We start from the raw sequence: 26,257 nt of genomic DNA, 5'->3' as shown, positions 1-26,257 counted from the left end.
CCAGAATACTTACATTTACAAAAAAACAAAATATCATGCTTGGTTTAAAATTAGCAACCGACCCGAGATGGGTAAACATTGTAGAAAGTAATATTGAAGAAATATTAACCGACCATGCGTGGTGCGAACAAAAAGCCGCAACTAACGCTATTACTATTATTACACTAAATTCTGAGCATGAAGATTTAGTTACCGATTTGCTAGAATTGGCAAAAGAAGAAATAGAGCACTTCCAGATGGTTCACGAGATTATAAAACAACGTGGTTTTAAACTCGGACGCGAACGAAAAGACAGTTATGTTAACGAGCTGTACAAGTTTATGAATAAGGGCGGAAATCGCTTGCAATCGATGGTAGATCGCCTATTATTTTCTGCCATGATTGAAGCTAGAAGTTGCGAACGCTTTAAATTGCTTTCAGAAAAGATAAAAGATCCAGAACTATCTAAGTTCTATCACGATCTTATGGTTAGTGAAGCGGGACATTATACTCTTTTTATTGGTTTTGCTAGAAAATATGGAAAAACAATTAACGTAGATAAGCGCTGGCAAGAACTTATTGAATTTGAAGCAGAAGTTATTCAAAACTACGGAAAAGCAGAAACCATACACGGGTAGGTGTATGGTTTAGTATATTATATGATGTTATTTTTAAATTAGTGAAATTCACTATACTCATGTAAAGACTTAAACGTTTCTTCGTAAAACAAAATTGCTGAGATTAAATTGTCGGTATCCGAGTATGGCAAAATACGCCCTTGAAATTCCCGCATTTGCTCCAGGTATTTATCAGTAGCTTCAAATTGATCATCTAAAGCATCACTATTATCATTATCGTTAGGTATGCCTAAACTCGTCATGGTTACACCCGGTTTAGTAGCAAAAGCAATATATGGCAACAACTTTACCAAACTTTCAATACGTTCCACATACAAAACCAATAACTGACCTTTTTGCATGCGCTCTAACTCTGCTTTGTTATGATATTTTTTAATAGCTACCTTTTCACTAATAATACTTTTAGCTTGCTTTTTCTTTTGAGCAAAACCAACACTAGTTACCATAAAAAGGCTAAAACAAAATAATACAACTTTTAATTTCATATTGAATTTTTTGGGGATCAACACTGCAAATTTAAGTTTTTAAACGTAAAAAACAAGCGTTTTATCGATTTTATGTTCGTTTTTTTATCAATTAAGATGATTTTAAAATCTTAATATCCTAATATCCTAGCTATTTGATAAGAAATAATACATTTTTTTCTTTCTACTAATTTAGTAAAATTCTTTCATTTAAAATACTTCTAAATTTAAAAAAACAAGCCAAGCTATCTTTTAAGAACTAACACAGAGCTATTAAGCTTAATTACTCCTAAAAAAAGCATTTAATACAATTAAAAAAAACAGCGTATTTATTTCTACTAAATCAAAAAAAAACACAACAGTTGCCTTTTCTTACATTAAAACTTTATAGATACATATAAACGGTTTATTCTAGTTAATTGGCTACATTTGCCACTAAATATCAATAAAGTCAAACACTTTTATTGATTTAAATTTTATGTTTTTAAGTACAAATTTTTCCCTAAAAAAATGAACTATTTACAAAAAGAACTTTATCGTTCTTTAAAAACAGATCCAAAAATCTTCGAGTTTATAGAAAAAAACTCATTAGACGGTATATGGTATTCGGATCTTGAAAATCATGAAAACGAATGGATGAATAATCGTTTTTGGGAAATTCTGGGATATAGCCCTGAAAAAATGCCACACAAATCTTCTGCATGGCGAGACATTATAAACCAAGACGATTTAAAAGCTGCAATAATAAACTTTAACCAACATGTTAAAGACCCTAATACCCCTTACGACCAAGTACTGCGCTATACGCATAAAAAAGGACGAACGGTGTGGATTAGATCTAAAGGCATGGCTATTAGAAATAATGAAGGCAAAGCCATTAGAATGGTGGGCTCTCATCTAGAGATTACAGCACTTAAAGAGAATGAGGAGTTTCTAAACAGGTGCAACCAAGAAGCCAATATTGGTTTTTGGGACATGTCTGTAGAAAATAAAACTATAAAATGGAGTAACACCACTAAAAATATACATGGTGTATCTTTAGATTATGAACCCAACCTTGAAACTAGTATTAATTTTTACAAAGAAGGCTCTAGTAGAACTAAAATTACAGAGCTTGTTTTTAGAGCTCTTAATTTTGGAGAACCCTTTAACAAAGAATTACAAATTGTTACTTTACAAGGCGAATATAAATGGGTAAAGGTTATTGGTATTCCTGAGAAAATTAAAAACAACTACAATAGAGTTTACGGCACAATACAAGATATTGACGACCTAAAAAAATACCAAATAAAACTAGAGCAGAGTGAACAAGCCTTTAGAGGTAATTTTGAAAATGCGGCTATTGGTATGGCTTTGTTTGATAAACAAGGCAAATGGATAAAAATAAACCAAACTCTTTGTGATATACTAGGATACACCAAAGAAGAACTTAATGCATTAAGCTTTCAAGATATCACGCATCCTGACGATTTAAATATAGATGCAACTTTAATAGAGGATATTATTAATGAAACAAAAGACCACTACAAAGTAGATAAACGCTATTTTCATAAAAAAGGACATATTGTTAATATTCATCTTGCCGTTTCTGTTGTAAGAGATACAGATAGCGAGGTCCTTTATTTTATTTCTCAAATAATAGACATCACGCTCCTAAAAGAGCAAGAAACCGCTTTAAAACGTATTATTTCAATTACACAAGATCAAAATGATCGTCTTAAAAATTTTGCGCATATCGTATCTCACAACTTACGATCGCATTCTGGAGGTATTTCAGCCTTATTACAAATACTAAAAGATGATGAGCCTGAACTTTTTGAAAATGAAATGATTCAGCTATTAGAGACGTCTTCTACTAATTTAGAAGAAACCATTAGCCATTTATCTGAGGTTGTTAAAATTAATTTATCATCAAACGATAATTTAACATTAATACCTTTAAGTAATATCATCAAAAAACAAATTTCCTCACTTTCTCCAATTGCAGAAAAGAATAATATAAAAATTACTGATAATACTGAAAAAAACATAAAAGTTCTGGGTATTCCGGCCTATGTAGAAAGTATTATTTTAAACTTTATAACTAACGCTATTAAATACAGCTCTAATGAGCGCGATAGCTTTTTAAGTATTAACTCTGAAAAAAAAGGGCCTTATGTAATTATTTCCTTTACCGATAACGGCATAGGAATTGATCTTGACTTACATAAGAAAAAATTGTTTGGAATGTATAAAACATTTCACGACAATGAAGATGCCCGAGGTATTGGTTTATTTATTACAAAAAACCAAATAGAAACCATAGGAGGAAAAATAGAAGTAACTAGCAAACTAAACAAAGGAACCACTTTTAAAGTATTTTTTAAACATGAAAAAAATTAATTTAGCCTGTATTATTGAAGACGATCCAACACACGTTTATATTACCAAACGTTTTTTAAATCTAACGGGACTTGTAGAATCGATTTTAATATGCTCTAACGGAAAAGACGCTTTTACTAAACTAAAAGCTATAATTTCTAGTGGAGAAAAATTACCAGACTTGATACTTCTAGATTTAAATATGCCAGTTTGGGATGGTTGGCAATTTCTAGATGCCTTTAAAGAAATTCCTGTAAAAGAGAAAATAGACATTTTTATTCTTACAAGTTCTAATAACGAAGCCGATATAGAACGAGCAAAAAACTATAACATTGACAGTAACTATATTGTAAAACCTATAACATTAGAAAAACTAAAAGACGTTATCTTTAATGAATAACACCTTTTAAAAAAATATCTAGAGGGTAAAGTATTATGTTCTTAACACCTACTCGACCCTCTTTAAACGCTATGGCTCCTATATAATCTTGGTCAACAGCAAAACTAACCACTTGCATAGATTGCTTTACACCCAAATCATTATATTCGACAACATTATCACCATCTAAAATATTAATTTTTATAAGGTTATCATCTATCCCGTTACCTGTTGCCTTTACAACAGCCTCCTTTCTCGTCCATAATTTATAAAATTCCAGATTTTTATTTGCTGCGTTTAGAACCTCATTCATTTCAGGCTTACTAAACACCGTTGGTAAAATTTCTGTGAAATTAAAATCTTTAGAAATACACTCCACATCTACACCAACTGGTCGAGTTCCTATAACGATTAGCGCATAGTTTTTAGCATGAGACACATTAAAATGCAATTCGGGATGCAAAGCCAAATATGGCTTTTTATTAGAGTTTTTACTAAATTTTACTGTCGAAACATCGGTTCCAATTTCCTTAGCTAAAATAAGTTTTAATATAGCTTTAGATATTATAAATCTCTGACTGTCATGTTGATGATAATACCTTTCTGCTCTATCAATTTCCTGAGCATTTAACAGTTTTTTCAATTCAGAAATAACCGCGATATAATCGGAAATTTTAAATTTAAAAAGCTTGAAGCCTTCTATATCTATGTCAGTATCATAAATTTTACGCTCAGGTAGTTTTATTGTTTGACAACATATTTTAATTTTAGAATCATTCATAATCTCGATCTAAAATATGTTGTAACGTTTTACCAAGAATTTCATCATTTGGACTTTGAAACATATTTTTATGATTACCAGGTATAACATGTTTTATTACGCCACCTTGCGCTATCTCCTTCCAACCTAAATAATTGGTATCATGTGCGTAAAATATATTGTCATCTTCAACCTTAATTAAATCTAATTCTAATGCTTCGGGAGTAATTTGATAATTATACACAGCCAATTTATGCTTATCATCTAGCTCCAAAGGCCAAGGTTTCTCTAATTTATGCTGTGCTTCGCGGCCTAGTTTAATTCTTAAGTAAAGCGATTTAAACTTTGCTTGTATAATATCTAACCATCGATCAAAATTCTTTCTATCCTCAAGCATCATTTTAACAACAAAAGCGGCTTGACCTAAACTGTACGACAAATGCACACTTGTTTTCTTAAAGGAAACAGGATAGTTAAAAGTTGGATACACGTAGCTATCTAGTAAAATTAACGACGCTACTTTTTTGTTTTGAGCTTTTAAAATCTTAGCCATTTCATAAGCAATAATTCCACCAAACGAATATCCTGCAATAGCATACGGGCCAGTTGGATTAGACTCTACAATCTCGGAAACATAGTGCGCTGCCATTTTTTCTACAGAATCGTGAGGCTCATCAGTTCCGTTAAGGCCTTTTGCTTGCAATCCATAAACAGGTTGCTCTTTATCTAGTGTTCTTGATAACGTTTCGAAAATTAAAACATTATGATCGGCACCATGCACAACATATAATGGCGCTTTACTTCCTGAAGTCTTTATAGGTGTGAGAGAACTCCATGTTGATAAATCTTTGCCTGAATCTATAAATTTGGCTAATTTCTCAATGGTTGGATATTCTAACAAAGAAGAAAGCGGATAATTTTCTCCAGTTTCCTTTTCCAAACTCACCATAACTTTAACAGCAATGAGAGAGTGTCCGCCTAGTTCGAAAAAATTGGTAAAAATATCAATATTATCAAGTTCTAAACACACCTTCCAAATAGCCGATACAATTTGTTCTGTTTTGCTTCGAGGTGCTGTAAAATGGGCTGCTCCTTTTTTTTCTGAAGCATTTTCTAATAAAGACTTTCTATCTATTTTACCATTTAATGTTTTTGGAAATTGAGTTACCTGATTATAATCTTGCGGCACCATATAATCTGGAAGTTTATTAGCAAGATTCTTTTTCCAATTCGTAATATTTTCTTCAGAAAAAGCATGAGTATCTTTGGTGATAACAAATGCAATCAAACGGTTTGAATTAACAATCAAAACAGATGATATAATTTCACTCTCCTCATCCAACGCCTCCTCAATCTCTCCTAACTCAATACGGTGTCCTCGAATTTTTACCTGATGATCTATTCTTCCTAAACACAAAAGTTCTCCCGATGGCAATAATTTACCTAAATCTCCTGTTCGGTAAAGTTTGGTACTATCATCTTTATTAAAAGTATTTTTGATAAACTTCTCATTTGTAAGTTCTGGACGTTTCCAATAACCTTTGGCCACACCATCTCCGGCAATACAAATTTCTCCAGTTTTCCCTGCCTCTACCAATAAACCTTGAGAGTTTAGCAGAAAAACTTGAGTATTTGCTATAGGCTTACCAATGGTGATTTGTTCATCATTTGATTTAATTTGGTTTACAGTAGACCATATTGTGGTTTCTGTTGGTCCATACACATTCCATAACTCATCTACCCTATCTAGTATTTTTTTTGCTAAAGGCAACGGTAACATTTCGCCTCCACAAAGTGCTTTAATAGGCAATGCTTTTTCCCACCCTGCATCTAATAACATTTGCCAAGTTGTTGGCGTTGCTTGCAGCATTGTTATGCGTTCTTGCTTTAAAAGTGCTAACATTAATCGACTATCTCTAGCCGTATCATCGTTAGCTATTACCAATGTAGCGCCTACTAACAAAGGAAGAAAAAGCTCAAGACCAGCAATATCAAATGAAATTGTTGTAATCGACAATAACCTATCTCCTTCCTCAATGCCAGGTTCCAGCATCATACTATACAAAAAGTTGACTAAATTTTTATGTGTTACAGATACACCTTTAGGCTTACCTGTAGAACCTGAAGTATAGAGTATATAAGCAACCTGATTGTTACTTAAATTAAAAGAAGGTGGTGTTGAAGTATATTTTGATAAACTTGAAAATACATCTTCATATAATAACACTGATGCATTTGTTTTTAAACTTAATGAAAATGTTTTAGATGAAATAAGGAAATTCGCTCCTGAATCATCCAACATAAACTCTAATCGATTGATAGGGTAATTTGGATCTAATGGTAAATATGTTGCTCCACATTGCATTAAAGCAATTAGAGAAACAACAAGCTCTATTGAGCGTGGTAATGCCACTCCTACTATATCTCCAGAACTAATACCTTGTTCTATAAAATAATGAGAAAGCTGATTAACTTGAATCTCTAAATCTTGATATGAAATTTCGGTGTTTTCAAATTTCAACGCTTGCTTTTCACCAAAAGTTTTAACCCCATTTAAAATTAGATCATGTAAAGTCAATTGAGGATAAATAGTATCGGTTTGGTTTAATTTTTTATATGGAGCATCATCAACCTTTACAATTTCTCCAATGGTAACACCTGAATTCTCAACAATTGATTTTAATATCTCTTCAAAAGAAGCCATCATACGCTCTATAGTCGATGGTTTGAAAAGTGCTACATTGTAAGACCACTCTAGAACAAATGCTTCCTCACTGCCGGTAGCATTCAAAAAAAGTTCGAAAGTTTCTGAGGTTCTCGGGTTACTTATTAACTTGTATTCTAAGCCTTCAAAATGAACACGCCCCGTCATGCCCATATCAATATTAAAAACAACAGGAACTAGAGGTACTCGTGACGGATCTCTATGCAATGGAAGCTTTTGCAATAACTCTCCAAAACTTAGCTGCTGATGATCGTAAGCATCAAAAACCGAATTTTTTCTATATTTTAGATACTCTTTAAAGGAGAAAGACGTATTTATTTTACTACGTAAAGGCAATAAATTAACACAATGCCCTATTAATTGTGTTTTACCTGTTACCGCTTGCCCCGCAGCCGGTAAACCTAATACAATATCATCCTGTCCGGTTTCCTTACAAAGAAAAACCTCAAAGGCAGCCATGAGTGTCGTTACAAAACTACAGCCAGATTGTATGCCTATTTTTTTTAATTCAGCTAATAACCTTTTATCAATTGAAAAATCTAAACGCTCACTTTTAAAAGTTCTAAGCTCTGGCCTAGTAAAATCTGTAGGTAAGGTAAGTTCGGGTATTAATGATTGGTATTGATCTAGCCAATACTTTTCAGTTTTAAGATTTTCTTCGCTTCCTGAGTATGCAATTAAATTATCTACATAATCACTATAGTCGTCCGCTTCAGGAAGATTAGGTGTTTTATTAGTAGCATAAGCCGAATAAAGCTCCCCTAATTCTTCGAGCATAATACCGAAAGACCAGCCATCGCATATAATATGGTGGGCGGTTATTAATAACTCATGTTCCTGATCGTTCTTTACAAGAAGAGTAAATCTAATAAGTGGCCCCCTAATTAAATCGAATAGATAGTTTGCTTCTTCTAATACTAAATTTGATATAATTTGCTTTTGTTCACTCGACTTAAACTGTGATAAATCATGGTGTTTAATGTCCAAAGGAACAAATTTCATAACGCTCATAAAACGCCCGTCATGACTAAAAACAGAACGTAAAGATTCATGCCGCTGCACTAATGTTAGTAAAGCTTTCTGTAAAGCAAAATGATTTATCTCTCCTTTCAAAACGAGAGATATAGATTCATTATAAGCTCTATTAGCTTCAATCCCTCCTAAACTACAACTAATCCATAACTCTGCTTGAGACTGAGTTATAGGGATTACCTTTTCAAGTTCTGGTCCAATAAAAGGGTTGAAATTATTAATATTACTCAACGTATTACGGTTTTACATTAATTTGCACTCAAAATACTTAATCTAGTCGCAAAAAAAATAGTTTTCTTACATAAAAATATTGTTTTAGCGTAAATAATTCATCAACACTAAAAACTTTTTTTTATTTTTCTATAATTCTATTTTGGCAAAGCCACTTTCCGTTTTAATATCTTCAATAAACCATGCGGGATTACCCTGTTCATCTAAACCAAGTTTTGCACCTTCTACCGGAGGCTGATTTAACGTTTTAGTAAACACTTTATCTATTTTGGTAATAGCGCCTGATTTAGCTTCAAAAACACCTGCGGATATAAGTTCATCTAAACAAGAAATAAATAGGTTTTTAAGCTTATTTATATCTTGTTCGTTATATGCGTTAGTAATAAAACAAGGAAAACCATCCCAAATGTGAATTCCTTTTTCTCTCATTAAAACAAAAAGTAATTCAGAATACGGTATTTCCTCTAAAAACTTTAATCGCCATAAAGAACCAAAATAATTAACTTCTATTGGAAGCTTACGTTTTTTGATTTCAACAATTAAATCTGAAACTAAACTTTCAGTCATAGCTGTTAACCTAGTCTGTAATTCGGGCCCTTGTTCTTTCATAAAAATTAAAGAAGCCTTAGAAGCTGCTAAAGCAAGTGGGTGACGAACGAAAGTACCTGCAAAATAAGTAACACCTACTTCAGGATAAGATTTATCTCCGTATTTCCAGAAACCACCATCAATAGCATCCATCCAAGTACTATTTCCTGCAATCGCACCAATAGAAAGACCTCCACCGATTACTTTTCCGTAAGCAGCAATATCTGCTTTTATATTAAATAAAGCTTGTGCTCCACCTGGGTGCATTCTAAACCCAGTAATAACCTCATCAAAGACAAGTGCTGTTTCTGATGCTTTTGTAATTTCACGAACCTTATTAAGAAACTCAATAGGTTGAAACTCTGGTCTACGACTTTGTACTGGCTCAACAACAACAGCAGCTAATTCATGCGAACGTTGACGAATGATTTCTAAACTTTCATCAGTACCATATTCTAAGACTAATACATTTTGTACAGATTGAGATAAAATACCTGCTGCAGCTGGGAAAGTTTTTAATTTTTTAGAACCTCTTACAAGTGCCTCGTCATTAATACCATGGTAGGAACCAGAAAAAGCAACAATAAGTGAACGGCCAGTAACGGTTCTAGCAATACGCATAGCACCTAAAACAGCTTCAGAGCCCGTATTACAAAGCGCAACACGCTCATGTCCAGTAAACTCACTAAGCAACTCACAAACCTCACCTGCTAGTGGGTGTTGAGGTCCTACCTCATAACCACTTTCAATTTGCTTATGTAATGCTTCTTTGATAAAATCTGGTTGGTGACCAAATAAACATGATCCAAAACCATTTAAAGTATCGATGTATTCATTGTTATCTAAATCCCAAAGGCGATTTCCTGATGATCTTTCAACAACAATAGGGTATATAAGTTCTTTTGTTTCTGGTTTGAAACCTGACACAACTCTTGGATCAGACATATGACTACGATGTCTCTGAGCATATGCCTTACTACCAGCTGTTTTAGTGTTATAGCTTTCAATTAAATTATCTAAAAAGGTCTTTTGACTACTGCTTATACCTGTTGATTTTTTTTCAATTTTAGGTGATGCACCAAAAGGTTTTTGATGTTCTTTTTTCTCGTCTTCTGATAAATCTTCTGGATCAATAATAACAGGTGCTATTACTGGTTTTTGTTGTTGAGCAACAGGCGCAGGTTGCGCTTGAGCAACTGTATTATCGTTTCCTTGTAATAACTCCATTTGTTTCCCAAGAAGCTGTAGTTGCTGAGCGATTAAACCTAATGCCGTATTTTGGTTAGGGTTGCTTACCACATTTATAGGCTGTAGCGATGGCGTACTTGGCGCTGCATAATTTACAGGAGCTTGTGCTTGAACAGGGCTAACAGTTGGTGCAGGAGCATAAACTTCTTTAGGTAAAATTTCATCAATATAATCTGCTAACAAATTTGGAGAACCAAGTTCATCATTTAACTGTCTAAAGGTAATTGGCGTGTTAAACTCATTTTTAAAAGTTATAGCCATTTGAGTTAGCACTAAAGAATCTAAGCCAAGTTCTAAAAAACTGTGATTAAAATCATTAGCTTCAATTTCAACTCCAGAGTTTTCTTCTATGATCTCTGATATTTTATTAAGAAGGATAGGTTTTCTCATAAATTTATAATCGGTATTATGTACTAGATCAATAGACTGATCTTCGGTATTTACTATATTATTTATTTCTTTATTAGCATCTAATTCGATAGATAAAGGCTCTACCCAACAAGGTTTACGGTCAAATACGTATGATGGTAATAAAAGTTTTTGTCTGGTTTGTTCTCCATAAAAAGAACTCCAATTTGGTTCTACTCCGTGTAACCATAAAGTACCTAATGCAGACAATACAGAATGATGAGCTGTTTCATTTTCTTTAGGAAACGATAAACTAGTAATAGAAGCTAAAGATTTTAAACCTGTTTTTTGCATTGACAAAGTCGTTAGCGCACGGCCAGGGCCTACTTCTAGTAATAAAGTATCTTCTAGCTTTAAAACAGTTTCCATAGCTCCCGAAAAGTTTACAGTTGCTCTTAAGTGATTTGTCCAATATTTTGAACTAGTCGCTTCGGTATCTGTTAACCAATCTCCAGTTACTGTAGATACAATAGGTAATCGAGGAACACTTAATCTTATCTTTTTTACCTCTGTTTCAAAAACATCTAAAACAGGATTCATCATTGTAGAGTGAAATGCATGACTCGTTATTAAAAGCTTATTAGCAATATTTTCTGCATCTAAGACTTTTGAAAAACTTTCAATTTCACTATCAGGCCCGGATACTACGATTAAATGATCTGAATTGATAGCCGCAACTGACAGTGTTTCGGGAATTATATTTTTAACAACCTCGATATTAGATCGAACTGATAACATGCTACCTCCAGGAAGCTCACTAACTAGCTTACCACGCATTGTAATAAGATGTAATGCATCTTCTAAAGTAAATATACCAGCTAAATGAGCTGCTACAAATTCCCCAACACTATGACCACAAAGTAATGTTGGCTTTATTCCCCAGCTCATCCATAGTTGTGAAAGTGCGTATTCTACAACAAATAATGCTGGTTGTGTATATTTAGTGTCTTTTAATTTTAATTCAGCTTCTTCTGAGTTTTCATCAGGATAAATTATTTGTCTAATATCTAACTTTAAGTACGACTTTAATAACTCAGCACATTTATCTACCGCTTCTTTAAATATTTTTTCTTCCGTATAAAGAGACTTTCCCATTTGAAGATATTGTGCACCTTGCCCAGGGAATAAGAAAGCTAATTCACTAGAGGTAATACTTAGTAAATTTGTTTTAATGTTTTTATTGTCTTCAAATGTTAATTTATTAGAAGCATCTTCTATATTCTCAGCGATTACAAAACCTCTGTTTGTGAACGAATCTCTCGTATTAACTAAAGAATGAGCAACATCAGCAAGTGAAAAATCAGAATTTGTTTTTAAATAATTCCCTAATTCAGATTGATACCCTTGTAAACTCTTTTGTGTTTTAGCAGACCAAGGTAAAAGTTGCAAAGGTCTTGAGGCGCTAGATGTTTTTTGTTCATTATGATATTCTTCGACAACGATGTGCACGTTTGTTCCTCCTACACCAAAAGAACTGATTCCTGCTTTTCTAAGACCGTTAGACTCCCAAGGGGTCAGTTTATTATTAACGTAAAACGGACTGTTCTCAAAATCAATAGATGGATTTGGTTTTTCAAAACCTAATGATGCCGGTATTTGTTTATATCTAAGAGCCAATATTGTTTTAATCACTCCGGCAACTCCTGCTGCTGCAGTAAGGTGTCCCATATTACTTTTTATTGAACCAATAGCACAATAGCCATTAACAGCTTGTTTACCAAAAGCCATTTTTAGACCTTCAATTTCTATTGGATCGCCAATAGGTGTAGCTGTACCGTGAGCTTCAATATAGCTAATTTCGGACGGAGCTATTCCTGCATCTAATAAGGCATTGGAAATAGCTCCTGCTTGTCCTTCAGTGCTAGGCGCTGTAAAGCTTCCTTTATTTCCTCCATCATTATTAATACCGACTCCTTTAATAACACCGTAAACAATATCTCCGTCGGCTATGGCATCTTCTAGACTTTTAAGTAAAACAACTCCAGCCCCATCACTAAAGACTGTTCCTTTACCGTTTTCATCAAAAGAACGACAGTGTCCGTCCGGACTAAGCATAGAACCTTCTTCATAAAGATGTCCGCTATGGATAGGTGCCGTTATGCTTGAGCCTCCTGCCAAAGCAACATCACAACGACCATTTCTAATCGCATCTGCAGCTTCTGCTATAGCTAATAAAGATGTTGAGCAAGCAGAGTGTACACTTACTGCAGGCCCTTTTAAATTTAAATGATATGCTGTTCTTGATGATATATAATCTTTTTCATTAACCGTATTCGCCTGAAGTACACCTACTTGTTTTAATAATTCTTTATTAGGTAGTACGTTATTTTTATAGTAAGTATTTGTACCTGTACCAGAATAAACACCAATACTCCCTTTATAATGTTTAGGAAGGTGACCCGATTGCTCAAGAGCTTCCCATGCTATTTCTAAAAATAAGCGTTGCTGCGGATCCATTGCTTCGGCAAGTTTTTTGTTTAAACCAAAAAACTTTGCGTCAAATTCTTTGACAGAAGGTACAATACCTCTAGCTCCTACATAAAGTGGATCATTTCTTAAATATTCTGAAATAGATCTATCAAGTTCTTCTGGAGTAAAAAACGAAGTCGTTTCTTTTCCATTTTTAAGAACATCCCATAACTCATCAATTGATTCAGCTCCGGGGAATCTTCCTGCCATACCAATAATAGCGACATCACTAGATGTTTTATTCTTTTTTGCTTTGGAATAATCAATAGAAGACGCTGTTTTATCGTCATTTTCAATATATTCTGCTATTTCTTTTATAGTAGGGTGTTGGTAAATTTTTGTTACTGGTATTTTTAGTTTGAAACGCTTCCTCATTAAGGTTGCTACTTTTTGAGTAAGGAGTGATGTTCCTCCCATTTCAAAAAAGTTGTCATCAATACCTATGCTTGGCACCTGAAGTTGCTCACTCCATATCGATGCGATATCTTTTTCTAACTTTGTGCGTGGTTTTTTAAAAAGTGGTGCAGAATCTGGTCTTACATATTTTGGTTGTGGTAATTTTTCTTTATCAATTTTACCATTTGTAGTAATTGGAAATTCGTTTAACCAAATAAAAATTGAAGGGATCATAGATTCAGGAAGAATCTCTTCTAATTGATTCCGAACAATATTCGAGTCTTTATCAGCTGTTGCAGATTGTAAATAGGCAACCAATCTTGGTTCTCCGCTTTTTAAATTATTAACTAAAACTGCATTTTTTTTAATATTTGGCAGTGTTTCAATAACTTTTTCAATTTCTCCTAATTCAATTCGATGCCCTCTTATTTTTACTTGTTGATCTCTACGCCCTAAACACAACATTTGTCCATTAGGCAATAGCTTCCCTAAATCGCCAGAAAAATACATTTTATTTTTTGCAACAAAATGATCATCAACAAATGATGCAGTATTAAGTTCGGGTCTATTTAAATAACCTAATGATACACCATCGCCACCAATAACGATTTCTCCAACCTCTCCTTCATTTACATGATTTCCTTTATCGTCTAATAAGTAAGCATGTGTATTTGCAACAGGTTTTCCTATAGTAATTTGAGCCTGATCTTTAAAAATTCTCGTTAAAAAAGCACAAACAGAAGTTTCAGTTGGCCCATAAATATTCCATAATTCACTACAAAGTTCTAAGAGCTTATTGGCTAAATTTAATGGTACAGGTTCACCACCAATCAACGCTTTAATATTTAAAGGTATTTTCCAATCAGAATCTAAAAGTAACTGCCAAATACTTGGTGTCCCCCACATTATGGTGATTTGATGTCTCAAAGCTTTTTCCAATAATAGTTCACCATCCAACCTTGTTTCTTCATCAACTAAAACAACACAAGCTCCATGAAGTAATGGAAGAAAGATTTCCAACACCATAATATCAAATGAAATACTAGTAAGTGCGAAAATCTTATCATCTCTATTAATTCCGGGGTCTATTCCCATAGAAAAAACGAGATTGATAATATTAAGATGAGAAACTTGAACACCTTTAGGCTTCCCAGTAGATCCCGAAGTATAAATTATATAAGCAACCGATGATGGTTCTACTTTTAAATCAAGAGAATCTGAAGGTTTATCTTTTATATGTTTAGCAACATCTTCAACAAAAATATTTTTAGACGAGTCTGAAAGATCCGTTTTAGTCGATTTACAAATGACATAACTTGCTTCAGAATCAGTCACAATTATTTCAAATCGTTTTGTAGGGTAGCTATTATCAATAGGCACATAAGCAGCACCACATTGCAAAACAGCAAATATAGAAACAAATAGATCAAGAGATCTGTCTAATGAAATAGCTATAATCTGACCAGGGCGAACTCCTTTTTCTTTTAAATAATGAGCTGTTTTATTTATCTTAATTTGTAGCTCTTTATAAGAAATTTTAACGTCATCAAACTCTAAAGCAATTGCATTTGGATAAGCTTGAGATTGCTTTTCTAAAAGTTCATGAAGAGTTGATTGAGGATATTCAAGATTAGGTCCTTTTATTCTATATGTAGGCTTCATTTTTTGCATTTATCAGTACTTAACAATAATCTATTAGTCGTCTCCATATTTCCAAATTATAAATTCGACTTGCAGTTACAACTATAAAATATATTTTTATAATAAGAAACAGGTTGTAACTATTTCAATAAAACATATAATTCAGTTATCTATTTAATAATTTATAAAGTTTGGTTTTATTTGAGGGGGGGAAAGTTTTATCTTTATACTAGTATTACAAATCAAAAATAATCACTATTTTAATTAACAACAATAATTTCCTTTTTGTAGTATTTATTAACGTTAAAATGCAACATTCAAAAACAAACACTCCTATAAAATACTTTTTTCGCAGTAAAAAAGATAATTTAGAGCATTTAACTTTTTGCACCTACAAGACATTGAATATATTGCTCATTCCAATCCTTATGAGACATATGCCATATTCTAAATCCTGCATTTTTAAAAAGCTTGGAGTAATTATGAGAGAAAGAACGCTCATGTCCATAAAGCTGTGAATTTGGGTTTAATCCAAAATCATGATCTAGACCATTAGGTTCCATGGCTACAAAATAACTTTTACCTAAATTATTTATTTGTTTCAAAAAATCATTTAATTGCTCCTCTGTAAAATACTCTAAAACGCCTCCAGCTGTAAGAAAAACAGTGTTAGACTCGCCATTTTTTTCAACCCAATCAACAGCATCTGAAGCGACAAATTCTAACTTAGTATTGTTTGAAAACTTATCCCGATTACTAATTATTTGATCTTCACTTAGATCGATACCTACGAAGCGATTAATCTCAGGGAACTTTGAACTTAAATAGTTTAAAACATTACCTTTTCCCGTACCAATCTCCACAAATGTTGTAAAAACTACAGGTTCATTAGATAATTCTTCCTTAAGAAGGTCTAATATATAAGAACAATTGGGTAAAAAATGACTATTAAAATTATCGTCTGTAGATGAGAAAAAAGCATTACCCTGATTTTTCCAAAAATTTTGATGCAAATTTGCCAAAGTATCATTATCGGCCTTGCCCTCAACTTTTTTCATAATAGCATCACGCATAAGGCGTTCTGAAATACTTAAACTATTCTTCATAACAAGCGTCATTCCTTTTTCTGACAACTGTTTTGCTTTTTTAGGAAACAAAAAAACTAACAAGTTACCGATAGTAAAAGTTAATACCTGTAAAATAATAGAACGTAATTTTTTCTTCATGTAAATATGCTATTTATTCTAGATCAGTTTAAGCTTTATAGTTAATCAATGATTAGGTGATAACTCTTTTTATATTATTGTAGTTCAGAAACCGTCTGCAATAATAACAAAATACCACAAATTTACTGTCCTGATTGAGAAAAAAAACACTACACATGTTATACTCAGTTTTATTTTAAGCCGATAACCTAAAACTCAACATCCCTTATTTAAGTATAACAAACACAATTTAATAAAGATTAATATATCACTATTTTAAATTGAAAAACACGCAATCACACCTCAAAAATCACTCAATACAACACCCATAAAACGAGATACGTCGAACAAAGAAAGCTTAAAGCTTTGTTAAGTCTTATTTTCCATATATTTATTTTTTTAATAATCAAGATAATTATATGTGGCATTATAGGTCCCTCCTTATATCCCTGATATTACCAACTATACTTTTTTCACAAAACATTACTCCTTCAATTGAAATTAGCGACGCTGGAGGTTTAACAGATATTTTAGTCGACTGTGATTATCCTACAGATGCTGACCGTTGTTTTGTTTTACAAGCCAATTACACCACTATTTACGAAACTACTTCTTACGAAGTAAACAGTATACCTTTTACTAACTTATCTGGTTTAACAAATGAAAATTCGGTAACCGTTTCTGCCGACGATAAATGGAGTTCTGTTTTACCATTACCTTTCGATTTTTGCTTTTACAACGAAGGTTTCAATTCATTTATTCTTGGAGATAATGGTCTAATCAGTTTCAACACCACACTTGCTCTTGCCGATAGCCCCTATTTTTCAGGGAGTTTACCAAACTCATCCATGCCAACCAATGCTATATTTGGTGCTTATCACGATTTAACAAACGATGATAATGTGTTTGGCTGCACCGACGACCCGAGCACACCAGAAAACGAATGTGGCGAAATTAAAACCTATACTACAGGCACTGCTCCGCAACGCACCTTTGTTATTAGTTACGAAAATTTAAACCATTTTAACTGCGAAAACACAAGGTCTACAACTCAAATTGTACTTTACGAAACTTCAAATATTATTGATGTTTATATAAAGGACAAACCAATAAATTGCGAAACAACATCTGGAGCTTATAGAAAAAATGCTTTGATAGGGATTCAAAATGAAGATGGAACATCGACAACAACGCCTACCGATAGAAATTCTGGTATATGGAACGCCACTAATGAAGCTTGGCGGTTTTCACCAAACGGAATTCCGACTACAGTTGTGCAATGGCGAGATGCCAGCAACACACTCATTGCAACAGGCGATCAAATAACCATTTGCCCAGAAGAATCGACAAGTTATACCGCTAGAGTCACTTATGATATGTGTATTGGCACCGATGTGGTTTTAGAAGATACCATAGATATTACCATTGATTTCTCTTACCCAATAGCTATAGACAATGAGCAAACCGTATGCGACATTAACTTGGTTGGAGAAGAAACTATAGATTTAACAACCTATGCGCCATTAATGGTTGGCACACAAACTGGTTTAGTGTTGAGTTACTATAATTCTCCAGACGATGCAAAAAACGAAACCAACCCTATACCTACTCCAGAAAACTACCTTTTAACAACCTCAACAGAAAACATATATGTTAGATTACAACGTGGCGTTGGTTGCTTTGATGTAGGTACATTAACCATTAATCTAGAAGAATTAGCAACCTCTCAACTCTCTCAAATTTCAGAATGCGATGTAGATAATGATAATTCAGAAATTATAACATTTTCCAATTACACCACGCAAATTATTGGTAGCCAATCTAGCGCTACACTTTCGTATCATTTAAATCAAAATGAAGCTGAAAACAATCTAAATCCGCAAACCAATCTAACCGCTGCAAATGGCGATTCTGTTTTTGTTCGCTTAACGCTTCAACCCGATGAATCTTGCCCGAATATTGTAGAAATCCCTATAGTTCTAAATCCTGTTCCCGTTGTTGCACCTATTGCGGTTACGCTTTGTTCTAATATTGCTATTTACAATTTAACACAACATGAAACAGATATACAATCGAACAATACCGCGGCTTTAAACTTTAGTTATCATCTTTATGAAAATTGGGCGGAAAGAAACATTTATCCTTTTGATCCAGATGCCACGAGCAATCCTATAGACCCCGCAGTTTACCGTTTAAATAGCGCTTCTCAAATTTGGGTACGATCTTACACATCAAATGGTTGTATTGAAGTTTTTCCCATAAATTTCACATATATTGATGGTGTAACCGTTCAAAACGATAACCAAGTCAGTACAGGAACTATTTTCGATTTAACCACATCCATCAACGATATGGTAACTGATTTAACAGGTATTACTGTTCAATATTACGATTCTGAAAATGGAGCACAAATACAAGATCCGGGCAGTTTAGTAAGTGATCCTGCTAATTTTGGGGTTACCAATCCTGAAACCGAAGTATTTGTTGTTTTCACCAATACAGATTCTGGCTGTATCACCATAGGAAGTATCGAATTAGAGTCTGTTGGATTCTCTGGAGGAGCTATTGATGGAGATTTTCAAATTTGTGATACCGATAACGATTCCGAAGAATTAGTAACATTAAGCGCATATGACGATAGCTTAATTTCTAGTTTTGATGACTCTAGACACATGGTTGTCACCTATCATATTTTAGAAACCGATGCCGACGCCAATACTGGTGCTATTGCTGAAATAAATATTACCACACCAACAACGCTTTATGCTCGTATTGCATTAGTTTTTGAAGGAACAGAACTCGATTTTACAGTGGAAGAAGTTAATCTAGATTTTCAAACCACCATACTTCTTAATCCGGTTTTAGCAACTATTTGTGACGAATTTGGAAACAACAGAGAAGTACATGACATTACTCAATATGAAGATGACATCACTACAGAACCAGGTGCCATTTTCGAATATGAAGACATTTACGGACGAGACATTAGCTCACCAGAAACCTACAACATTATTGGGCCAACACGAGTTATTAACGTCTTTGTAACTACACCAGACGGCTGTACAACAGAAACCGATATTACTTTCGATTTTTATCCAATAATAACTACAAACGACGCCGAAATTCAAGCTTGTGATAGTGATAACAATAATGAAGAATTAATTAACCTAAACGATGCTTTACCAGATGTAAACACAAATTTTATAGACTATGAAGCTTCTTTTTACAATACTGAAGCAGAAGCCGAAACAGGAGATCCAACAACCGAGATACCAACACCTGAAAATTATTTAGCCACATCTAACCATTCCGTTTTTGTTCGTTTATATAATACAACCACAACATGCTATAACACAGCCGAAATAGAAATAACTATTGTTTCCATACCCGAGTTACAATCTAATATGCTAAGTCTTTGTGATTTTGAAAATAACGGTATTGAAAACAATGTTGATTTATCCAATTTCAACTCAGAGATAATTGGAACTCAAAACAACATCGATTTAACGTATTATAACAGTTTAGATAATGCAAACAACAAAAACACACCAATAACTACGGCGAATATAACAAACACCACTACCTTATATGCTAATCTTTCCGCACCAGATGGTTGCGATATTTCTGGAGCCATTAACTTCAGCTTAATTTCCGCACCAGTAGTTAACAACATTGATGTTACCGTTTGCGATAACTTTACCGATGGCAGCGAATATTATGATTTGCGCTTAAGTCATGATGCTATCATTTCCGATCCTATAAACCATACATTCCGTTATTTTACTTCAGAAACTAACGCTATTAATAACAGTAGAGCAATTTCATATAGATATCTAATTACTAGTGTTCCGGAAACTATTTATGTCAGAGTTACAAATAGAACTACGGGATGTTTTTCAATTGCTAAAATAACCTTAAATTTTACATTTCCTATCGCTGTAAACGACACCGAACTTACAGCTTGCGACGATGATTTTAACCTTTCCGAAGAGTTTGACTTAACCACTGCCATTCCGGCTATGTTAGCCAATACTACAGGGCTTGACATTACTTATTATTCCGATGAAGTAGGCGCACAAACTGCTAATACAGCTTTTCTAATTTCAACACCCGAAAATCATAATACCGCTTCAGAAACCGATAATATTTTCGTTAGATTCGACAATACATTAACCGGCTGTTTCTCTATAGGCCGCGTTATTTTAAAAGTACTCGCCACACCTAAATTAATTGATAGTAGCCATACTATTTGCGATGCCGATTTCGACGGGTTTTTCACGCTAGACTTAAGTGATTTGAACGCATTAATTATCCAAGATCAAACGAATCTAGTGTTCACATACTTCACCTCATTCTCAAATGCTGAAAATGAAACCGGAGCTATTTCTAACACGACAAATTATGCCATTCCAAATGATAATCATACTGTATATATTAGAGTGGAAAATCAATTTGGTTGTTGGGCTGTTGCCGCAGTTAATGTTAGTATTAGAACATCGACCAATGTTAATACTGTCACCGAAACTTTAGAAGCCTGTGACGATGATTTAAACAATTACTCCTTTTTCGATTTAACGGCTTTCGAAAATTTATTTACTTCAGAAATTGGAGCCGCTTTTAGATATTTCAATACCAGAATAGATGCTAATTTGGAGCAAAACCAAATTCCTAATCCAACAGTACATCAAAATGTAAATCCAAATTCGCAAACTATTTTTGTTCGAGTGTCTGTTCCCGATAAATGTGATAATATTACGACTTTCAATATTGAGACTATTCATATTACACCACCAACATTAACAAAAGCAACTTTTTGCGCGGGTACTTCTCTGGTTTTAGATATGGGGCCAAATTACTCAACATATACCTGGAACACGACAGAAACCACGCAATCCATTGAAGTTTCCGTTGCAGGAACGTACAGCATAACTTTAGAAGACAGCGATGGCTGTATTGGCACATTTGATGTTGAAGTTGAAGAGTTACCTCTACCAAACGTAATTGCAACCTCTATTACAGAATGCGATTATACAGGTGTTGCCGATGGGTTAATGCAATTTAATCTTCATGATTATGACAATCAAGTTACAGGCAACAACAGCAACGTTACAACTCACTTCTACTTATCACAAAGTGCATTAGACAATGATTCCAACGAACAAAGCGCAACGTTTACAAACACAACAAATCCGCAAACCATTTACGTAAAAGTTATTGATAATACTACCGGTTGTTTCGATTCTACAACGCTAACCTTAAATAGTAGTTTTATAGAATTAACGCCAAATACATACCAAATTTGCGATACTGATTTCGATGGTAATTACAACTTTAACCTTAGTGAATTAAACACTTTAGTAGTTGCAAACACCACTGACCTAGCTTTTGAATATTACAATTCGCAAACCAATGCCGAAAACCAAAACGGAGCACTTTCCAGTATTTACACCATCCCTAATAATAACCATGATGTTTATGTTCGTGTGCAAAACAGTTTAGGTTGTGCTTATATCACTTCCGTTGAAATACAACACAGAGCAGACACTTCCGTGGAAACGGTTACTGAAATACTAGAATCTTGTGATGATGATTTAGATGATTATGCCATATTTGATTTAACGGCTTTCGAAAACTTATTCACTACCGAAGTTGGAGCTACTTTTAGATATTTCAATACCAAAATGGATGCTAATTTGGAGCAAAACCAAATTCCAAACCCAACAGTACATCAAAATGTAAATCCAAATTCGCAAACTGTTTTTGTTCGAGTGTCTGTAGCTGATAAATGTGATAATATCACGAGTTTCAATATTGAGACTATTCATATTACACCACCAACATTAACAAAAGCAGCCTTTTGCGCAGGCACTTCTGTGGTTTTAGATATGGGGCCAAATTACTCAACATATACCTGGAGCACAACAGAAACCACGCAATCCATTGAGGTTTCCGTTGCAGGAACGTACAACGTAACTTTAGAAGACAGCGATGGCTGTATTGGCACCTTTGATGTTGAAGTTGAAGAGTTACCTCTACCAAACGTAATTGCAACATCAATTACAGAATGTGATTATGCAGATGTTGCCGATGGATTAATGCAATTTAATCTTCATGATTATGACAATCATGTTACAGGAAACAACAGCAACGTTACAACTCACTTTTACTTATCACAAAGTGAATTAGACAATGATTCCAATGAACGAAGCGCAACGTTTACAAACACAACAAATCCGCAAACCGTTTACGTTAAAGTTGTTGATAACACTACCGGTTGTTTCGATTCTACAACGCTAACCTTAAATAGTAGTTTTATAGAATTAACGCCAGCCATATTATATGTTTGTGATGAATTAAATTCTGAAGACGGATTAAACACCTTCGATTTAAGCTTAGCGTCTCCTCAAATTTTAATAAATTCAACTGAAAATTTTGACGTCGCTTATTATGACACCTATCAAAATGCAGAACAGCAACTAGATATATTAGCAAATAATTATCAAAATACAGAAGCTTATTCTCAAACCATTTATGCTCGTGCTGAAAATAACGAAGGATGTTATTATATTGAAGAAGTTCTACTAGTTGTAAATAGCTTACCAAATATTGAAGTTGCTCATGAAACTATTTATTGTCTAAACACCTACCCTGAAACCATTATCTTAGATGCTGGTTTAATTACGGGTTCTACAAATAGTTTCACTTATTTATGGAACACTAATGAGACAACTCCTGAAATTGAAATTAACGAAGTTGGAGCATATAGCGTAACTGTAACATCTTTAGAAGGCTGTTCGAAAACAAGAGAAATTATTGTTTTACCTTCAACTATACCAACTATAGATCGTGTAGATATTATGGATGCTATGGACATACAAACCGTTAACGTTTATCTTAACGAGAATAGTATTGGAGACAATGAATATGCTATAGACAGCGAATTTGGACCATACCAAGACAGTAATATATTTAATAATGTAGAAGGCGGATTGCACACCATTTACGTTAGAGATAAAAATGGTTGTGGTATAGATTCTGAAAAAATTTCGGTTATAAATATACCTAAATTCTTTACACCAAATGGAGATGGTTTTAATGATACATGGCAGCCTTTGGGCATATCTAGAGAATTCCAAACAGATGTTTCTATTTACATTTATGATAGGTATGGAAAACTATTAAATATTTTAGATCCCTTTGGTCCAGGATGGGATGGCACTTTTAAAGGAAACGTAATGCCTTCTTCAGATTATTGGTACGCTGTTGCTTTTCAAGAAATTTTTAGCGACAAACATCGTCAATTTAAAGGTCACTTCACTTTAAAACGATAAAAATCAATCATTTAAATCCTTCTTAAAATATAAAAAAAATAATTTTTAAAATATTTCATTCACAATAAAATTCACAGCTACATATTAAAGCAATTATTGCTTACATTTGTAGTACAATAAAAAAAACACTTCAGTTAAATATAGTGTGGTATTCCATAAGAATTTAGAAAGATTAGCATAATGATTTATACCGTAATTGATGTTGAAACCGCTGGACCAGGAAATAAACTTACTGAGATTTCTATTTTTAGATATGAAGACGATGAGTTAATAGATGAATTTACATCGCTTGTAGATCCTCAACAGTTAATCCCGGAATACATTACCGATTTGACAGGCATTGACGATTTGATGGTTGCTAAAGCACCAACATTCGCAGAAATTGCAGAAGATATTTTATCGATTACCCAAAACGCCATTTTTATAGCGCATAATGTGAGTTTCGATTATAACGCTATACAAAATGAATTTGCAGCAATAGATATAAAATTTATTAGAAAGAAACTCTGCACCGTTAGACTTTCTAGAAAATTATTACCAGGCCACAAAACCTATAGTTTGGGTAAACTGTGTGCTAAATTAGATATTCCCATAGTAGGCAGACACCGCGCAAGAGGCGATGCTGAAGCTACAGTTATCCTATTTAAAATACTACTAAACCAGCCAACGGCAGCCGAAGTTATTGAGTCCTTTTTAAAGAAAGCCACTAAGGAAACTAAAGTACCAAAACATCTTAAACAAGAAACTTTTAATCAGCTACCAAGCACTACCGGAATCTATTATTTTAAAGATGAAAATGATGCTATTATCTACGTAGGCCGAGCAAAAGACATTAAAAAACGCGTACTAAGCCATTTTACGAGTAAAGCAGAAAAAGAGATTAATTTATCTAAAGAATTAACCGATGTAGATTACGAGCTTTCAGGTAGTGAAACCATTGCATTACTTATGGAAGATGCGGCATTAAAGGAGCATCAGCCAAAATACAATCAAGCACCAAAACGCGCTCCTAAAGCGTATGCTATATTCAGTTATCAAGATAGAAATGGCATAATACATTTAGCTTATAATACACTAAAATCAACACCAAATGCCATACAAATACTATACAGTATTCAAGAATGTCGTAATTATTTAGAAGTGCTTTGTAAACAGTTTAACTTATGTCCAAAATACACGCATCTACATGAAAGCACTCCAAATTGTTCGCTCTACCCTATTCAATCTTGCAAAGGTATTTGTGATAAAAAAGAATCGATGGCTTTATATAATCTTCGTGTTAAACAAGCTATAGATTATCTTAAAAACATGTCTAAAAATGTGATTGTAAAACAAAAAGGACGATATGAAAATGAAGAAGCTTTTATTTTAATTGAAAACAGCAGCTACAAAGGTTACGGTTTTATTGATAAGTACGAGCAAATTAATACTTCGGAAGATTTAGAATCTTTTCTAATCCCTCAACAAGACAACATAAATATTCAAAGAGTTTTGAATAAAATATTGATTAGTCCTGACCAGAGTGTGATTCAAACTAATTAACATTTTTTAATCTACAGAAAACAAAAAAGCAACCTATCTATATAGGTTGCTTTTTTGTTTTTATTATATGATACCGAATTTACTAACTAACAGCTTTCTTCAATTTAATAATATGTAGTTTATCTAAAACAACCATAATACAATACGTAATATCAACCTCAAACCAACGCACTCCAAAATTTGCACGTCCACTGTGAGAATGATGATTATTATGATAGCCTTCACCCATCATTAAAAAATCGAATGGTAATAAGTTTTTAGACGTATCGGCAACTTTAAAATTTCTATACCCATAAATATGAGCAAACCAATTTATAATTACGCCGTGTATTGGTGCCATTAAAAAAGCTACAGGTAAAAATAACCATTGCCACCAAGCAGTTGCAAAGAAAATAAAAAACACAGTGTATAAAGCAGCCCAAACTAATCGAGACACTCTAGAACTTGCAAACTTATCGAAAGACTCCCATTGTGGAACGTTTTTAGTAAACTTATCGGCAACCTCAATTCGTTTTTGATTTATATCTTGATAAATGTTCTTTGTACGCCACATCATAGAAAACACATTGGCATCATATTTAGGCGAATGCGGATCTTTTTCTGTATCGGCATAAGCATGGTGCATTCTATGCATAACGCCATAGCCATAAGCACTTAAATAATTAGAACCTTGAAAAACCCAAGTTAAAAAGAAACATATACGCTCTGCTATTTTAGACATGGTAAAGGTTTGATGCGCCGCATAACGATGCAAAAAGAACGTTTGAAAAAACAAACCTGTATACCATAAAATGATAATAAAAATAAGAATACTCATAATCTTTGTTTAAATAACAAAGGTCATATTACTTTATGGAAAT

General features: G+C 33.5%; 11 protein-coding genes. 5 read left to right on the top strand and 6 right to left on the bottom strand.

What is annotated here, in order from left to right:
* Positions 1-35: 35 nt before the first annotated feature.
* On the top strand, positions 36-617 hold the full coding sequence (locus tag ACJJV4_RS18515; RefSeq protein ID WP_405296885.1) for a tRNA-(ms[2]io[6]A)-hydroxylase: 582 nt from the start codon (positions 36-38) through the stop codon (positions 615-617).
* Between the two features lie 38 nt (positions 618-655).
* On the opposite strand, the gene ACJJV4_RS18510 is transcribed toward ACJJV4_RS18515, so the two are convergent.
* Complete coding sequence (locus ACJJV4_RS18510; protein WP_405296884.1) at positions 656-1,102, bottom strand: hypothetical protein; 447 nt, start codon at positions 1,100-1,102, stop codon at positions 656-658.
* A gap of 489 nt (positions 1,103-1,591) precedes the next feature.
* On the opposite strand from ACJJV4_RS18510, the gene ACJJV4_RS18505 reads away from it, so the two are divergent.
* Both ACJJV4_RS18505 and ACJJV4_RS18500 read left to right on the top strand, forming a co-directional pair.
* A complete protein-coding gene (locus tag ACJJV4_RS18505) occupies positions 1,592-3,463 on the top strand; it encodes a PAS domain S-box protein (protein ID WP_405296883.1) in 1,872 nt (623 codons plus the stop codon).
* The gene (locus ACJJV4_RS18500) at positions 3,450-3,842 is read left to right on the top strand and encodes a response regulator (protein WP_405296882.1); all 393 of its coding nucleotides are present in this window, start codon (positions 3,450-3,452) and stop codon (positions 3,840-3,842) included. The genes ACJJV4_RS18505 and ACJJV4_RS18500 overlap by 14 nt, the downstream gene beginning before the upstream one ends.
* Here ACJJV4_RS18500 and ACJJV4_RS18495 read toward each other — a convergent pair.
* The 4 genes from ACJJV4_RS18495 to ACJJV4_RS18480 form a co-directional block, all read right to left on the bottom strand.
* Positions 3,832-4,602: a 4'-phosphopantetheinyl transferase family protein gene (locus ACJJV4_RS18495; protein WP_405296881.1), complete on the bottom strand. Its 771-nt coding sequence runs from the start codon at positions 4,600-4,602 to the stop codon at positions 3,832-3,834. The genes ACJJV4_RS18500 and ACJJV4_RS18495 overlap by 11 nt on opposite strands.
* Complete coding sequence (locus ACJJV4_RS18490; RefSeq protein WP_405296880.1) at positions 4,595-8,569, bottom strand: non-ribosomal peptide synthetase; 3,975 nt, start codon at positions 8,567-8,569, stop codon at positions 4,595-4,597. Before ACJJV4_RS18490 ends, ACJJV4_RS18495 begins: the two co-directional genes overlap by 8 nt.
* 129 nt (positions 8,570-8,698) lie before the next feature.
* A complete protein-coding gene (locus ACJJV4_RS18485) occupies positions 8,699-15,340 on the bottom strand; it encodes an amino acid adenylation domain-containing protein (RefSeq protein WP_405296879.1) in 6,642 nt (2,213 codons plus the stop codon).
* 356 nt (positions 15,341-15,696) lie between these two features.
* Positions 15,697-16,545, bottom strand: a complete 849-nt coding sequence (locus ACJJV4_RS18480) for a class I SAM-dependent methyltransferase (RefSeq protein ID WP_405296878.1) — start codon at positions 16,543-16,545, stop codon at positions 15,697-15,699.
* A gap of 398 nt (positions 16,546-16,943) precedes the next feature.
* Between ACJJV4_RS18480 and ACJJV4_RS18475 the strand changes: the two genes are divergently transcribed.
* Positions 16,944-23,855 carry a T9SS type B sorting domain-containing protein gene (locus ACJJV4_RS18475; protein WP_405296877.1) on the top strand — a complete coding sequence of 2,304 codons (6,912 nt, stop codon included), beginning with the start codon at positions 16,944-16,946 and terminating at the stop codon, positions 23,853-23,855.
* 180 nt (positions 23,856-24,035) lie between these two features.
* Positions 24,036-25,397, top strand: a complete 1,362-nt coding sequence (locus ACJJV4_RS18470; RefSeq protein ID WP_405296876.1) for an exonuclease domain-containing protein — start codon at positions 24,036-24,038, stop codon at positions 25,395-25,397.
* A gap of 82 nt (positions 25,398-25,479) precedes the next feature.
* Here ACJJV4_RS18470 and ACJJV4_RS18465 read toward each other — a convergent pair whose 3' ends face one another.
* Positions 25,480-26,214 (bottom strand): acyl-CoA desaturase, encoded by a 735-nt coding sequence (locus tag ACJJV4_RS18465; protein ID WP_042500276.1) that lies wholly within the window; start codon positions 26,212-26,214, stop codon positions 25,480-25,482.
* Positions 26,215-26,257: the final 43 nt, after the last annotated feature.

The organism is Algibacter sp. Ld11 (genome assembly GCF_045066735.1).
Taxonomy (GTDB): Bacteria; Bacteroidota; Bacteroidia; order Flavobacteriales; family Flavobacteriaceae; genus Algibacter.
This window is presented reverse-complemented; position numbering and strand designations above follow the sequence as displayed.

What these genes read in the sequence shown, in the direction of transcription:
- ACJJV4_RS18515 (WP_405296885.1), top strand. Translation starts at nt 36, where the DNA reads ATGCTTGGTTTAAAATTAGCAACCGACCCGAGATGGGTAAACATTGTA.
- ACJJV4_RS18510 (WP_405296884.1), bottom strand. Translation starts at nt 1,102, where the DNA reads ATGAAATTAAAAGTTGTATTATTTTGTTTTAGCCTTTTTATGGTAACT.
- ACJJV4_RS18505 (WP_405296883.1), top strand. Translation starts at nt 1,592, where the DNA reads ATGAACTATTTACAAAAAGAACTTTATCGTTCTTTAAAAACAGATCCA.
- ACJJV4_RS18500 (WP_405296882.1), top strand. Translation starts at nt 3,450, where the DNA reads ATGAAAAAAATTAATTTAGCCTGTATTATTGAAGACGATCCAACACAC.
- ACJJV4_RS18495 (WP_405296881.1), bottom strand. Translation starts at nt 4,602, where the DNA reads ATGAATGATTCTAAAATTAAAATATGTTGTCAAACAATAAAACTACCT.
- ACJJV4_RS18485 (WP_405296879.1), bottom strand. Translation starts at nt 15,340, where the DNA reads ATGAAGCCTACATATAGAATAAAAGGACCTAATCTTGAATATCCTCAA.
- ACJJV4_RS18480 (WP_405296878.1), bottom strand. Translation starts at nt 16,545, where the DNA reads ATGAAGAAAAAATTACGTTCTATTATTTTACAGGTATTAACTTTTACT.
- ACJJV4_RS18475 (WP_405296877.1), top strand. Translation starts at nt 16,944, where the DNA reads ATGTGGCATTATAGGTCCCTCCTTATATCCCTGATATTACCAACTATA.
- ACJJV4_RS18470 (WP_405296876.1), top strand. Translation starts at nt 24,036, where the DNA reads ATGATTTATACCGTAATTGATGTTGAAACCGCTGGACCAGGAAATAAA.
- ACJJV4_RS18465 (WP_042500276.1), bottom strand. Translation starts at nt 26,214, where the DNA reads ATGAGTATTCTTATTTTTATTATCATTTTATGGTATACAGGTTTGTTT.